The following is a 14398-nucleotide window of genomic DNA, read 5'->3' on the forward strand; positions in this document are numbered from 1 at the left end:
TGATTATTGCCATGATTTCATCTTTATCTGTAATTTCTGTTCTGTCCTGTGGGTTATGCGCGCGGCAGTTCCTGTAGCCAGCCGCGTACTCTTTTATATTATATACAAAAAGATCAGTTTTTCAAAGGTTTTTTAAATTTTTATTGTTTTTTCATATTATGAACATAACTTAATCACAATTATGCTTTATAATAAGCATGTATCATAAAAGTGATACAGAGCTTTTTCATACTCATACCCGGCAGCCTGGCTGCCGGGCACCCCCTCCGAATCAAAATCCCGCTTGCGGGATTTTTTTTATTCAATAGAAACTACGATTTCCGGGTGCCGAAAGGTGAAAGTACTGAACGGCCGTCCTTTTGCATACACTGTAAAAACAGTTAAATGCAGGGGGATTCCCCATGAAAGACTATATCGAAGAACGCGCGGTGGAAATCGCCAATTACATCATTGAAAACAACGCGACGGTGCGTCAGACGGCCAAACAATTCGGTATCAGCAAAAGTACGGTGCATAAGGATGTGACGGACCGTCTGGAGCTGATCAACCCCGCGCTGGCATCCCAGGCCAGAATCGTTCTGGATGTCAACAAGTCTGAACGCCATATCCGCGGAGGGATGGCGACCAAAGAGAAGTACCTCCATAAATAATCAGAAAGATTTACCACACGAAATTCCAATCAGAGGATTGACACACTTCCCTGTTTTGCGTTATGCTATCAGCATGACTGCCGGATACGCTGCCGGAAAATGCAGCGGTTTGGACGCCGGTTTTCTGCCGGTGATATTACTAATGACAGGGGCGATAAACTTGTACACTTACAGTATACTGCAATGGCTGATTTTCTTCTACATATATTGCTTCATCGGATGGGTATTTGAATCCTCCTGGGTATCCTTCTTAAGCAGAAGGTTCGTAAACAGAGGATTTTTAAGGGCGCCGCTTCTGCCGCTCTATGGCACAGGGGCAATCATGATGCTCTGGGTATCCATCCCCTTTCAGGGCAATCTGTTAATGACGTTTATCGCCGGCACGGTCGGCGCTACGATTCTGGAATATATTGTGGGTGTGGGCATGGAAGCCCTGTTTAAAGTCAAATATTGGGATTACAGCAAACAGCGCTTTAATTTTCAGGGAGTGATCTGTCTCTCCTCGTCCATCGCATGGGGATTTCTTACGCTGCTGTTAACGCAGGTCATTCACAGGCCGATCGAGGAGCTGGTATTTCGTATGCCGCAGCCTGCCCTGTGGATCGTGGACATCGCTGTAAGCATCGTGTTTATCGCCGATACGGTAATTTCCGTACACGCAGCTCTGGACATCCGCAAGATGTTGGATAAGATGACAGAGATACGAGCAGAGCTGGATAAGATCCAGGTACAGCTGTCTTTGTTTAAAATGGAAACAAGGGATCAGCTAAACGGCCTGAAGGACAAAACATTAGAACAGATGGACGCATTTAAGGCATATACAAAGGAACAGCTGGAGGCTCTGAAAGAGGCATCTCCTGTGAACTTCAGCCTGCTGGAAACGCTGAAAGAAAAAAGCGCTGAATATGAGTCTGTACGGGAACACTTTAATTTTTTCAAGAAAGCACTGCTGCGGGGCAATCCCAACGCATCGTCCCGCAAGTTTAATGATGCGCTTAAGGATTTGAAAGCATATCTGGATGAATCAAAAAAAATAAAAAAATAGGATCTGCCTGCGGTGGTAATTTAACCGCAGGCTTTTTTCTGTTGATGCAGATGTATTGCTTGTACAGAAGCCCTCTTATCTGTCTTTTACGGCCAGTGAATAGAGTACGGGGACGACTACCATCGTGAGAACAGTGGAAAACAGAAGCCCGAAAAGCAGTACAGAGGCCATGGGGGCTGTCATCGGATCGCCGGCAAGGATCAGAGGCACAAGGCCTATGCAGGTGGTGGTGCTGGACATCATGATGGGGCGGAACCTGGCGGCAACAGCCTGGCGGCACGCATCCATGAGGGATGCCCCCTGTCTGCGCAGTTCATCCATCGCTTCAATCAGCAGGATGCCGTTATTCACTACGATACCGAACAGGCTGACCACGCCGAGCAGCGCCATGACCTGGATATCCATATTCAGCATAAACAGCCCCAGGCAGCAGCCGATCAGGCTTAAAGGGATCGTGCTCAAGATGATAAATGGCTTTTTAAAATTACTGAACTGCAGAAGCAGAATCACATAGATTACGACCACCGCTGCGAGGGCTCCCAGCCCCAGGTCACTGACCAGATCCATCATGCTCTTTACTTCACCCATAGAGGCGATACCGGTCTCTTCTAAATCCATATCCGGAATGTAATCGCGGTTTAAAGTATTCTCTATGGTAAAGGCGCTGTAACCGGGGCTGACATCGCTTAACACCTTCACACAGCGTCTGCCGTTATAGTGGTCTATCACCGGTATGGCTGACTCCAGCTCCACTTCCGCGACCTGCCCTAACAGCACCTGTGTCTCTGAGATAGAGGAGGATATGGGCAGCTGATACAGTTCCTCAAGGCTTGAAACATTGCTGCGTACCACGATGTCCATGTCCGCGCCTCCCGCGGAATAGGTGCTGGCTGCGGCCCCCATCAGGCTTGTGTTCAGCTGTTTTACCACATCGTATTTTAACAGGCCGTATCCGGACAGCATTTCGCCATCCAGCTTTACGCGGTACTGGTACTGCGGCTGGGATGCGGTGCACCGGACGTTTTCGGTGCCGGGAATCTGCTCCAGGGCAGCCATCAGGCTGCCGGCGGCCCCGTTGATTTTATCCATATCGATCCCTGTAACATTCAGAACGATCCTGGCGTCTGTGGGGATCGAATACTCCAGGCACTTCACCTCTGCATCAGCTCCGGCAATTGCGCCATCCATCAGTGCCTGGATGTGCCGGGCTGCATCCGAAATATCCGAATACTTTTTCAGTTCCTCTTCGTTAAGCTGCATCATGATCTGGGACACGTTATCCGCCGCCGTTACGGTCGGCACGGTCAGAAAAAAGCTGGGCAGCCCTTTCCCCACTGCGGTGGTATAGTGATCCACAAGGGGTTCCTCTTTCAGGATGTCTTCCGCTATGGCGGTCAGCTCCGCGGTCTTTGCCAGGCTCATCGTCTCCCCCTTCAGGTTCAGATAGATGATGGGCTTGGAGGCCGCCGGGAAAAACTGCATCCCAAGATTCAATACCAGAAACAAGGCGATGCCCAGGGTGCCGAAGGCTGCAACGATCGTCAGAATCCTGTGGCGCAGCCCCAGGGCCAGCAGCCTGGTAAAGCCCTTTCTTACTATTCCTTCACGGCCTGCTTTTTTTGCCGACTCCGGTTGAAAGAAATAATAGGCCAGCACAGGAATGACAAACATCGCCAGGCAATAGCTGGCTGTGAGCGCAGCTATCACCACAGTAGGGATCGTATTGGCAACCTTGCCTATGGCTCCGGGCACGATATAGATCACGCTGAAGGTGACCATAGTGGTCAGCGTGGAGGTCAGCACGGGAATGGCGGTGGATTTCACCGCATCCACGATGGCGGACACCCTCTCCTTTCCCTTATTCAGGTTCTGCTGTATCTCTTCGCTTATGACAATCGCGTTATCCACCAGTATGCCCAGGCTGACAATCAGCGCGGCGATGGAGATAAACTGGAACTCAATGTGCAGCAGGTTCATGACGATGAACGTGATAACGATGGACATAGGCAGGGCCACCGAGATCACCATGGCGTTGCGCAGCCGCACCCCGATCATGACCACGATCACGATCAGCAGTATACTCTCTAACAGGTTGACAATAAAATCCGTGATGGAAGCATCAATATCCTCAGGTGAATACACCACCTCGTGAAAATTGATATCCTCCGGCACCTCTTCCTTCAGCCGGTCTATGACTGCGCGCACGTCTTTTCCAATGTTGACGGCATTCTTCCCTTCCGTAAAGTTTCCGGTCAGCAATATGGCGTTTTCACCGTCCTGCTTATAAAAGAATTCATCCACATCTTCGATATAAATATCCGCAATGTCCTTCAGCTTCACAAAGCTTAGCGAATCCGAAGCTCCGCTCACCACAGTGTTTTCTATATCCCTAAGGCTTTCAAACACCGCGGGCGTATTTACATTGATCGTGCCGCTTTCGTAGCTGATGCTGCCGGAAGGGATGTTCAGGTTCTGGGCCTGAAGCAGCGACAGCACATTTTCTATGCTGATGCCGTAAAGTTTCATCTGCTCTATGGAAAGCTCCACCGCTACCTGCCGTGTCCTCTGGCCGTCTATGGTGATAGAGGACACACCGTCCACTTCCATCAGTTCATCTTTAATGATTTTCGCGTATTCCTGCAGCTCTTGGCTGGTATAGTCCGCCCCTGACAGGGAGATGATGAACTGATTATCCGTCACCACACTGGTATTGATGCTGCTCTCCTGGCACATCTGGGGAAGATTTGGCTGCACATCCTCAATGGCCCGGCGCAGGTCGCTCTCCACCTCTTCCATCTGTACATCCATATCATACATCAGGATGATGGCGGAGGCACTCTCCAGGCTCATGCTCGTATAATAATCCACATGCTCAAGGCCGGCGACCGCGTCCTCCAGCCGTTCCGTCACGGCGCTCTCCACCTCTTCGGGGGATGCGCCTGGGTAAACTGTGGTGATGACCGCAGCCGCCACCGCCGTGTTGGGATTCTCCTGCTTCGGTATGACATAGTAGCTGTACGCCCCATAGAAGGCAATCAAGAACAGGAAAAATATAACCTGTGATCTCTTTTTTATAAGAAGCTTAACAATCTTTTCCATGCGTCCTCCCGGTCTGATATTCTACTCCAATATGGAAACCCGGCCTCCCGACTTCACGGTCTTCATCCCTTCCGTTATGATCATTCCGCCTTCTTCCAGCCCTTCTACGCATACTATATCATCGCTGATATCTGTGATCTTTACCTTGCGCACCGCTGCTCGCCCGTCCTCTACGGCCATCACATAATCCTCTCCGTTGTTTAAGATCACGCTGATGGGCAGCCAGACCCCGCGCTTTTCATTGCCTGTTATCTTCACGCTGGCCGTCTCTCCCAGATAAAGCCCGTCATCCGTGCTGTCAATGCTCACGTTGGTGGAATAGGTCCGGCTTGTTTCGTCGGGAAGGGTGCCGATATCCAGAACCTTCCCCGAATATGTATTTCCGTTTACGGTAATTTCGGCCAGCATGCCGGCTGATATCTCACGCACGTCTGCCTGTGAAACTCCAAAATTCACCACCATCTCATGGGAGCCGATCACCATGATGGGCACCAAAGGGTTCGCCATAGCGCCCTCTTTCGTGGTGATTGTCACCACATAACCGTCCGACGGCGATACCAGCACGGTATCCTCCACCGCGCCGTTTGCCATCTCGTAGGCCGACTTTGCCGCGTTGTAAGAGGAAACGGCGCTATTATAGTTTAGCTCCGCCGCATCCAGCTGATATTTCAGCAGATCCTTACCGGTTACGGACGGCTGGGTGCTGGTATCAATGGTGTCATACGCCTGCTGCAGCGTCTGGACTTCCGCCTTCAACGCCGCCAGCTCCGTTTCTTTTTGAGCCTTGCCCAGATCCTGTTCCTTCTGTGCCAGAGCATTCTGGGCGCTCACCAGCCCGGTCTGTTCCGCCGCCCATATGCTCTCGGCATCCTGCCAGGCCTGGCGCTTTTCCGGAATCACATTGCCGCTCACGCTGTCCTCCAGGGATTTCTGGTATTCCTCTCTGGCTTTATCCGCAGCGGCGCGGGAGGCTTCCACACGCTTTGCTGCCTCGTCCACCGCCCTGCGCTCCGGTTCGCAGGCGGCATTAACCTCATCAAGTTCCTTCTGCTTAGCGTCCCGCCTGCCTGTGGCCTCGTCCAATGCCTTTTTAGCCTCTTCCTTCTGCTGGTCCGGATTCACAATTTCCGCGCTGTCATATCGGGCCTGTGCCTCATCCCTGGCCACCCTGGCCGATTCCATCGCAGATCTGGCCGATTCCATGCTTTCCTTGGCCTGGGCAGCCGCATCCGTCACTTTCGAATCATCCAGTCTGGCCAGCACATCCCCCGCCCTGACCTCATCACCTTCAGATACGAACAGCGTTTCCAGCGTTCCGATGGTGGGAACCGTAAGCTGTGTGAGGGTCTGCGGCTGCACCAGTCCGATATAATTGATATAGATGTCATGGGACGCCGGGGATACTTCCATCACCTTAACCGGATACACCTTTTCCTTTGCTGTAACGGTCTCCGCCTTATCTTTGCCGCGCATGAAAAACCAGACCACACCGCACACCAGTGCCAGAACAAGCGCTGCAGCCACCATGATTTTTTTCCAATATCCGCCCGGCTGTTTTTTCTTCAAAATCCCGTTTTCCTCATCGCCCCGCTCCGGCTTATGATCCGCCGGACCTTCTGCGGGTGTTTTTGTGCTCCATCCTTCCGCCGAGTATCTGGCGGCTGCCTCATCCATTGGCAGCTCCGTCCTATGCCTGTCCGCTCTTCCCATCAGCATCCTCCTGTCTCCAACGTATTCTCCCTTCGGCAGTGGCCGCAGAGATATAATTGCTGGCAGCATTTACCTGCGCGAATACAAAGTCATACATTACCTTATGATCGTATTCCATGGGGTCATCCAGGATATAACGGAACTGGCGCTCCACACCGGCACAGAGCGATACGCAGCAGATATCGGTCAGCCTCTCAAAAGCGGTCCAGGTCTGCCGGTCCATCTCCAGCAGCCTCAGTATGCTCTCCTTCACAATGGCGGCAAAGCACTCACGAAGCTTATCCCCTACCACTCTGGCATTGAGCAGAATCTTCATGCGCCTGGGCTCCGTCCTGCACAATTCCATGATGCGCGAAAGAATGCGGCCGATCAGTTCCAGAATCAATCCGACTGATGGCTCCATGTCCTGTGAAGGCCTAAAATCCGGCGGAATCTCCAGCCTCATTCGTGTCATATCCACCAGATTACCGCTCTCCTCACGTATGATTTGATTAATCCGGTCCGTCATCGGAGCCGTGATCGCCCTGATCAGCTCATCCTTGTTTTCAAAATATCGGTATACATTTCCCGCCGTGATCCCCGCTGCACGTCCGATCTCCCGCATATTGATATCGCATGTGCCGTTTTCCAGCATAGCATCCATGGCCGCCTCCAGAATTGCCTGCCGCACCTCATCTTTTAATGTCTGAGCCATAAATAAACTCCCGTTCATTTTTTAATAGTATACATCAGTTCATTTTTTGAGTCAAATGAAAAAAGTATAAACAGATGGCATCGCGAATCTTCCCCCCTAACCGTTTTTCATTCGCATCGTACACCCCATATGTATATAATGTATATATGCACGGTATTTCTGAATTCTTTACAGGGTAAAAATCGTTTTCCTATAAATTGCTGGGCCACGGACATGTAATCAAGTACAAGATTCTCAACTGGTCTCGACACAACTCAGCATTGGAATACAATGCCCCATGCCAGAAAGATACCGGCTTTATTCATAATCTTCTATCTTCCACTCCGACTTCCAGTCGATGTATACCATTTCGCCTTCAAACCGAAGTGGAAGCCACACATAATCTGAAATGGAGGTATTTCTCGAAGCATCCAGATCGAAGTCCATTCTTTCATTGCCTTTTCCATTGAACATATTTTCATACCACTTGGCATACACTGGGTATTCCATATCCATAAGATCCGGAAGCCAGCGATCCGCACAGGCTATATAAAGATCCTTTTTTCCCTGAACCATAAAAACAGAGGATATCTGGGAATGGAAGGAGGTCCGACTCAAATCATTCACATGAGGATTTCCCAAAACCCGAAAGGGTCCGTGCCAGGTATCTGCAATGGCCACCTCCGACGGATTCGGAAAATATCCCGTTGTTCCCGAAGTAATCAGATAATGCTTATGATTGCGGATAAAATGAGCTGTAGCTTCCCGCACATAGGGCGGATACGGACGGGGAAAATGGGTACTGTAATACCCTGTCACGTCTGTATAATCTGCCGTCAGATCCGCGCAGATCGTCTCACTGTGCACCCGTTCAAAATAATAATATGCCTTGCCGTCCTCCGCCACTGCCAGGTCAAAGTCCCCCGCACTCATATTCAGCGGCTTTAAACCTTCCTTCGCCTTGGTATACGGCCCCAGAATATGATCTGCAGTCAGGACAGTTTCCGTCTGTGTTCCGTCCCTGTGCATGATTTTCAACCACGCTACAAACTTTTTCGTAAACTTATTATAAATAATATGAGGCCTGTCCATCATGGATTCTGGATGAAGGGAAGATACAGGATCCTCCGTTTCCGGTTGAATAATGACTCCTTGATCCTCCCAATTATAAAGATCCTTCGAAGTATAACAACGTACTCCCCAATGCCAGATCCCGTTTTCTCCGGTGGTCTTTTCCTTATTTTCTCCATACCAGTAGTAAAGACCGTCCAAATACATAACAGAACCGGCATGTGCCTGAATCCTGTTTCCTTTAGTATCCAACCAGGGCTTCCCCGGACAAATTCTGTCATACATAAACAAATAAACCTCCTCTAAACACAGCATCTCTCTCCGGAAGTAATACACCCTGCCGAGAGACGACCGCCTGATTTAAACACACTTTCTTATTTTTTTTGCTCTAGCAGATTTTTCCGGTATTGCGTTGGCGATACCTGCTCTCGCTTTTTGAAAACCTTTCGCATATATGTGGCATCAGAAAATCCCGCCTTACAGGCAATCACATCTATGGAATAGTCCGTCGCAAGAAGCAGACTCTTCACCTTCCGGATCCGCTCACTGACAATGAAAGAATTTAACGTCTCGCCGGATTTTTTATGAAAAATATAAGACAAATAATCCTCATTCAAAAAAATCCGGTTTGCGATCAGCATCCTGTTCAGCTCCAAAGAGGAAATATTTTCCCGAACAACCTTTTTGACCTGATTCACAATATCCATAGTGGTCTCTTCTCTGGTCAGCCTGATGCGCTCCTCTGCCGTTAAGCTGCTCCACCATTTATCAAACACCTTCTCATGAATCCTTTTATCAATGGCTTCCTGAACTACCATCTTAATCACCCGTATGGAAACCGGCTTCAGCAGATATTTGATGCAATTGTGCTGCATAGCATTATAGGCATATTCGAATTTTTTATGTGCAGTAAGCAGAATTTTTACAGGATCCAGCTTCCGCTGCTCCATCCACCTTAAAAGATCCAGTCCTGATTCACCCGGCATCTCCACATCGGTTATGAGAATTTCCACTTCATTTTTGTCCAGGATGTCCTTTGCTCCCTGGACACTGTAGGCACAAAAGACCGAATCCAGCTCCAAATCATCGCATCTGAGGCTATCACTGATACTCTCTGCTATTAAATATTCATCATCTACCACCAACAGATTCATCATCGCACTTTATCTCAGCTTTCACATAGGGCATATGGAACTCCACTACCGCTCCCTGCGCATTATACAGCAAAACCTGTGCATCACTAGCCAAAAACTTCAATCTTTTTATAACATTATACAATCCGATATGGGATCCATCTGTCTGTTCCCATTCATCAAAAGCATTGTATCTTTCCAGCACTTCCTCAGGAAACCCATATCCCGTATCTCTGTGAATCAGACAGATCCAGCTGGTTTCACCCTTCTGATACCGACGATATGATATCTCTATTTTTACCTTCTTTTCGATCTGAACATTGTATTTTACCGTGTTTTCCGTCAGCATCAGCAAAAGCAGGATCGGAACCTGTGCATCCAGTATCGTGTCGTCCCCGCTACTTTCACAGGTAATGCTAAAGGGATAGTGCATCTGAGTAAAACGGACATAATTTCCCACATAATAGAGCTCTTCCTTTAAATCTACCAATACCCGATCGCTTAAGGAATAGCGCAGATGCTCCGATAAGGTTTGGATTAGGCCGTTGAAAATCTCACTGTCTCCGTGACCCGATTCACTCAGATTTTGAAGCACAAAGAGACAATTGATGAGAAAATGCGGTGAGATCTGAGACTTCAACTTGGACATTTCCAGTTTGATCCGTTCATTCCTTTCCAAGATATACTCATGCTGAGAAACAATGGATTTATTATACATATACTCCAAAGCCTCAATGGAATCATTGATCTCCCTGCAGTAGGTCTTGGGTATCGTGATTGTAAGAGCTGTTTCTTCTGTATGAACCTGCTGATTCACATTCTTCAGCTGCCTAAAGGGGTTCAGCAGCATTTGCTTAAATATCAGCAGGATCAAAGTAACAAAAAATATCAGCAGCACAAGAAACGTTACCAGATACAGATACATCAAACTCATATCCGTTGCCATCGAGCTTTTATGTATCAGGATTTCAATCTCCTGATCCAGATAGCTTACCGCTGCCGGGAATACATAAAACTCCTCGTTTCCGGCTTTTAGCTTCTGCATATTTCCCTTGCCGTAGAACTCGTATCTTTCCGTGATATCAATGGTACTGTGGTGCAGAGATCCATCCGGATTCTTCAAGATATACTCACAGGAAACTCCCGTCATATCCGTCAGCTCCTGTAAAAGATGATCCAGCTCCACAAAAAGGCCGCCGATAATCCCATTGTATGTCCGCATACGCTTCGTGGCGCACCAACTTCCGTCCACCTGCACGATCTCCCAGTTGCTGCTTTCCAGGGATGCCTCATCCGCAAAAAAGGGGTGATCCACAATATCACGCCGTATCCTTTCTGCTATCTGTGCTGCCATCTGGGTACTGCTTGCAGGTACATAGATCTCTTCCTCTACAAAATACAAAAAGCAACCGTCTATAAAACTGAAGCCCTTCAGGCAGTTTTTCAGAAAGTTCTGCAGGTTTACTATGCTGTGAACCTTCTGTGTTTCATTTTCTGAGTATTTAAGCTCATTTACATCCGTATTGCGATAGCAAATGCCCGTTAGGAGCTCCTCCAAATCCACCAGTCTGCTATACAGATTTGCATCATTGGCCGCTATGGTGTTCTCCAGCTCATCATGTATCTTTGCCAAGCCAGAAGAGCTGATATAAGAGAATAAAAATGCAGAAAACAGTACATACACAAAAAACAGAACACTGGATACTACATAGACCAGCATAAAAATAGAATAGTCTCTCTTTTTCATTTTTTCTTACATCCAAATTTCTTCCAGTACTGCGCTGTCCATCCTGCCGGTTGCTCCGGCTAGATGCGATTCCAGGCAGCATGCTCCGCACAGTCTGTGTAAATCATTATTATACAGATTCAGTATAACATAAATCACTGCTATGTTCAAAAAAAACGTCCACTTCTATTTTATGTCTTATTTTCTGGGCGCACTAACAGTTTAGCTTTTTCCTAATGTTTCTGTAAGACGAACGCTTTTTTCAAAATAATAACACTAAGTGTCATGGCAAAAGCTGCCAGGAACATCCCGATCAGTGCAGTAACCTGCTGCGCATAAACGGCAATTCCCAAAAAGGTGTTTCCGGAATCCTGTATGTAGGACACCAGTTCGCCAGCGGTCATGGTTGCGAGCAATGCCATAACACCGGAAACCGCATGACTTAGAGCAATCATATCCGAACGCTGCGTATGAGGCACATAGTCAAAGACCAGATTCAGAACTGCATTGCCAATACCACCCATGGCAGCACCATTCAGAATGTAGTAAAGTAAAAGCATGATGCTTCCGTTTTCCGGTACTGCGAACACACAGATCAGATACGATGCACTATTCAGGGCAAAGCACAGCGTTGCCATTGCCGCAAAGGATTTGCGGTCTGCGTATTTCCCCAGAAAAATGGTTGAAATAATCCGGCAAACGCTGGATACCGTGGTCAGCAGCACGATAAAAGTCTGCGAAAATGCCATTTCCTTTATCATATAGGTATTTAAAAAGGAAGTGGCCACAGTCTGAGACATGCTGTTAAGGGAAAACAAACACATCAGCAACAGAACGTTTTTATTATTCAACAGCTTTCTCAGACTTTCCGGAAAAGTCATTTTCTCCTGCTTTACCTCCTCTCGTTCCGGCTCAATCGTGAACACCATACTCAAAGTTGTAAGAACAGCAAGTCCGAAAATAGTCAGCGCAAAAATTAAGAAAGCGGTATTCATCCTTTTCAGCATTCCGAAATGATCCACAATATAGCCCATTACAAAGGAAAAAACAATTCCGCAGATCAGGGAGGTAATCTCCTTGCTTCCCGTAAACCGCCCCCGATGTCCATTCTTCACCAGAGACATCTGCCAGTTTATTTTAACCGGCTTTACTACATTTGAAACGAAAAAAGCAATGAAAATAATGCATATAAAGCTTCCGGTCTTTACCTGTGAGGACAGGGAAGCAAGGGGTATTAAATACAACAACATGAAGAACAATTGACTCAGCACACACATCCCTATTGTAATACGCTTTACACGCTTCTTCCTGATCAGCAGAGCGAACAGCTGGAACAGGCTTCCACAAGATAAAAAAGAAGAAATAATTCCGGTAAGGCTGTCCGAAAACCCAAGCTCGCTGGTAATACGCGCAAGGAAGGATCCTGTTACCAGTAAAATAACAAGGTATTCCGAGGTTGCTTCCACCACATAAAAAAAACGTCCTCTGCGAAATTCTCTTGCATTATAATCAAATGTATCCAAAAGGCAATTCAGTCTCCTCTCTCCAACCGGCTACCAAATCCGGATGTAACCCTTCAGTAAGACAGGATACATCCGGATTTGGGACTTATAAATCCGGTTAAGCATAAATTTTAATCAATACCACATCATTGACCTTCAGCTCCGTGGCAACAGCTACCTGTCCATCCTTATATTCGAAGGGCAGCGCCACCTCCACCATAGCAGTCTTTTCCTTGATCAGAGCCACTTCCTCTGCATTGGGAACCATGGGAGATCCCATCTCTTCCCACAATGCCAGAGGATTGCAGTGGGTATCATCGATACGCTGAATCGTAACCTTTGAAGGCTTCTCATCCATCTGGATGGAAAGCTCCACAGCCTCGGCCGGAAAATCTGCATTTTTTACCTTCTGACGGGTTACCACAAATTGTACACCCTCCGCGTTTTGAAAAGCAGCAAGGCCAATATCCCCGAGAATCGTGTCCTTTCCTTCTTCATCCCTTAATACCAGGCGTTCATCCCCCACCTGACGCAGCATTTTGAAGGCATAGAATACCGGCTTGGGAATTCCACTCTTCGTCAGCATGCCGTAGCAGCCGCAAAACTCCTCCGGCATCAGATCTCGGTTCTGATACAGGTCAGTCAGAAAAAAGAACTGAGAGCCAGTTACAAAGTCCTCAATAGCCAGGGCATTCTTAATGGCATAGGCAGCCATCTTCTTTGTATCATTGGTATAAGAAGTGTTGAAGGCATTGATATTCCATTCAGTATAAAACAGGGGAAGCCCATCGGATTGCCGGCAGATCACCTCCGCATTGTGAACAAAAAGATTAAATACGCTGTCCTCATCCTCGGAGGGATCTCCCATCCAAGCCCGATAGCCGTCCAGAACACTGCCGGGCGGCGTATTCTCAAGCAGCTCATTCATCTTCTCCCTCTGTTCCTCTACAATGATTTGGGCCTCCTTCTGACGCTCCAGTTCAGTTTTGATGTCCTTCATCCGCATGACATCCTGCTCCTCTGTGGTACCCTCTACACCACCCAGCGGATCTCCTGCATACTGATGGGTACTGGTAAAATCCACCGGCACATCATGCTCCCGGCAATATTTTACGAAGGAGCCCACCCACTTACTGTTGGAGGTAACCGGGCCGCCGATTTTAATCTGCGGATCGCATTCCTTGATAGCACGGGCTGTAGCCTCGTAGAAATGGAAGTAATCCTCCTGGGTTCCAGAGAAGAAGGGAATCGGAAGATCTGGCTCATTCCAGAACTCGAAATACCAGGTACAGACCTCCTCCCGGCCATAGCGATGAAACAGGAACGAAAAAAATTCTTTTATGAAGCCACACCATTCCTCCATGCGTTCCGGCATGCAAGCATATTCTCCGAACATGTTGGGCAGCGCTCCCTTAAAGGCCAGGGCCTTTGGAATATTCGCCAGTATGATGAATGGCTTTCCGCCTGCGCGCAGGATATTATCATAGGCAGCTGCACAGTTGCGGAAAGAACGGGTCACAAACTTCTCTGCATTGGGCACCGGATATAAATCTGCCAAAGAAAAAATGGGCTGAGATTCCGAATCAAAGGAATCATGCACACGAATGTGTTCCGCTTTGATCTCTTCTCGGACAAACTTCAGCTGCTCCAAGAAGTCTGCACGCGTAGCAGCCGGATGGCAGGCAGCGTTTATACCAAATTCCCAGTGACGGTTCAGCTTCTTTGACTTCGTGTCTTTTAAAATTGAATACTTCATAAGCAATCTATCCTTTCTTTTGATAGAAGATGG

Annotated in this window: 10 protein-coding genes; 2 read left to right on the forward strand and 8 right to left on the reverse strand. The window is 48.0% G+C overall.

All coding sequences use genetic code 11. The features are described from left to right. Positions 1-401 precede the first annotated feature (401 nt). Both spoIIID and DWZ56_RS01400 read left to right on the forward strand, forming a co-directional pair. Entirely contained in the window at positions 402-650 is a 249-nt protein-coding gene (spoIIID, locus tag DWZ56_RS01395; RefSeq protein WP_118554588.1) for a sporulation transcriptional regulator SpoIIID, read from the forward strand. A 160-nt stretch (positions 651-810) separates the two neighbouring features. After that, the gene (locus tag DWZ56_RS01400) at positions 811-1695 is read left to right on the forward strand and encodes a putative ABC transporter permease (protein WP_118554781.1); all 885 of its coding nucleotides are present in this window, start codon (positions 811-813) and stop codon (positions 1693-1695) included. 75 nt (positions 1696-1770) lie between these two features. Here the strand turns inward: DWZ56_RS01400 and DWZ56_RS01405 are convergent, their stop codons facing one another. The 8 genes from DWZ56_RS01405 to DWZ56_RS01445 all read right to left on the reverse strand — a co-directional run bounded on the left by DWZ56_RS01405 (position 1771) and on the right by DWZ56_RS01445 (position 14365). Further along, positions 1771-4794 (reverse strand): efflux RND transporter permease subunit, encoded by a 3024-nt coding sequence (locus DWZ56_RS01405; RefSeq protein ID WP_118554589.1) that lies wholly within the window; start codon positions 4792-4794, stop codon positions 1771-1773. Between the two features lie 21 nt (positions 4795-4815). Next, positions 4816-6504 (reverse strand): efflux RND transporter periplasmic adaptor subunit, encoded by a 1689-nt coding sequence (locus tag DWZ56_RS01410; RefSeq protein ID WP_158584390.1) that lies wholly within the window; start codon positions 6502-6504, stop codon positions 4816-4818. After that, positions 6482-7198: a TetR/AcrR family transcriptional regulator gene (locus tag DWZ56_RS01415; protein ID WP_158584391.1), complete on the reverse strand. Its 717-nt coding sequence runs from the start codon at positions 7196-7198 to the stop codon at positions 6482-6484. Before DWZ56_RS01415 ends, DWZ56_RS01410 begins: the two co-directional genes overlap by 23 nt. Before the next feature lie 297 nt (positions 7199-7495). Further along, entirely contained in the window at positions 7496-8533 is a 1038-nt protein-coding gene (locus DWZ56_RS01425; protein ID WP_118554592.1) for a family 43 glycosylhydrolase, read from the reverse strand. 89 nt (positions 8534-8622) lie between these two features. Then, positions 8623-9405 (reverse strand): response regulator transcription factor, encoded by a 783-nt coding sequence (locus DWZ56_RS01430; protein ID WP_118554593.1) that lies wholly within the window; start codon positions 9403-9405, stop codon positions 8623-8625. Beyond that, a complete protein-coding gene (locus DWZ56_RS01435) occupies positions 9380-11128 on the reverse strand; it encodes a sensor histidine kinase (protein ID WP_118554594.1) in 1749 nt (582 codons plus the stop codon). The genes DWZ56_RS01430 and DWZ56_RS01435 overlap by 26 nt, the downstream gene beginning before the upstream one ends. 212 nt (positions 11129-11340) lie before the next feature. After that, on the reverse strand, positions 11341-12630 hold the full coding sequence (locus DWZ56_RS01440; protein ID WP_158584392.1) for an MFS transporter: 1290 nt from the start codon (positions 12628-12630) through the stop codon (positions 11341-11343). 97 nt (positions 12631-12727) lie between these two features. Continuing rightward, positions 12728-14365 (reverse strand): GH39 family glycosyl hydrolase, encoded by a 1638-nt coding sequence (locus DWZ56_RS01445; RefSeq protein ID WP_118554596.1) that lies wholly within the window; start codon positions 14363-14365, stop codon positions 12728-12730. Positions 14366-14398 lie beyond the last annotated feature (33 nt).

The organism is Lachnotalea sp. AF33-28, from assembly GCF_003477885.1.
GTDB lineage: Bacteria > Bacillota > Clostridia > Lachnospirales > Lachnospiraceae > AF33-28.

Coding starts and splice junctions, on each gene's coding strand:
- spoIIID (WP_118554588.1), top strand. CDS start 402: ATGAAAGACTATATCGAAGAACGCGCGGTGGAAATCGCCAATTACATC.
- DWZ56_RS01405 (WP_118554589.1), bottom strand. CDS start 4,794: ATGGAAAAGATTGTTAAGCTTCTTATAAAAAAGAGATCACAGGTTATA.
- DWZ56_RS01410 (WP_158584390.1), bottom strand. CDS start 6,504: ATGGGAAGAGCGGACAGGCATAGGACGGAGCTGCCAATGGATGAGGCA.
- DWZ56_RS01415 (WP_158584391.1), bottom strand. CDS start 7,198: ATGGCTCAGACATTAAAAGATGAGGTGCGGCAGGCAATTCTGGAGGCG.
- DWZ56_RS01425 (WP_118554592.1), bottom strand. CDS start 8,533: ATGTATGACAGAATTTGTCCGGGGAAGCCCTGGTTGGATACTAAAGGA.
- DWZ56_RS01430 (WP_118554593.1), bottom strand. CDS start 9,405: ATGATGAATCTGTTGGTGGTAGATGATGAATATTTAATAGCAGAGAGT.
- DWZ56_RS01435 (WP_118554594.1), bottom strand. CDS start 11,128: ATGAAAAAGAGAGACTATTCTATTTTTATGCTGGTCTATGTAGTATCC.
- DWZ56_RS01445 (WP_118554596.1), bottom strand. CDS start 14,365: ATGAAGTATTCAATTTTAAAAGACACGAAGTCAAAGAAGCTGAACCGT.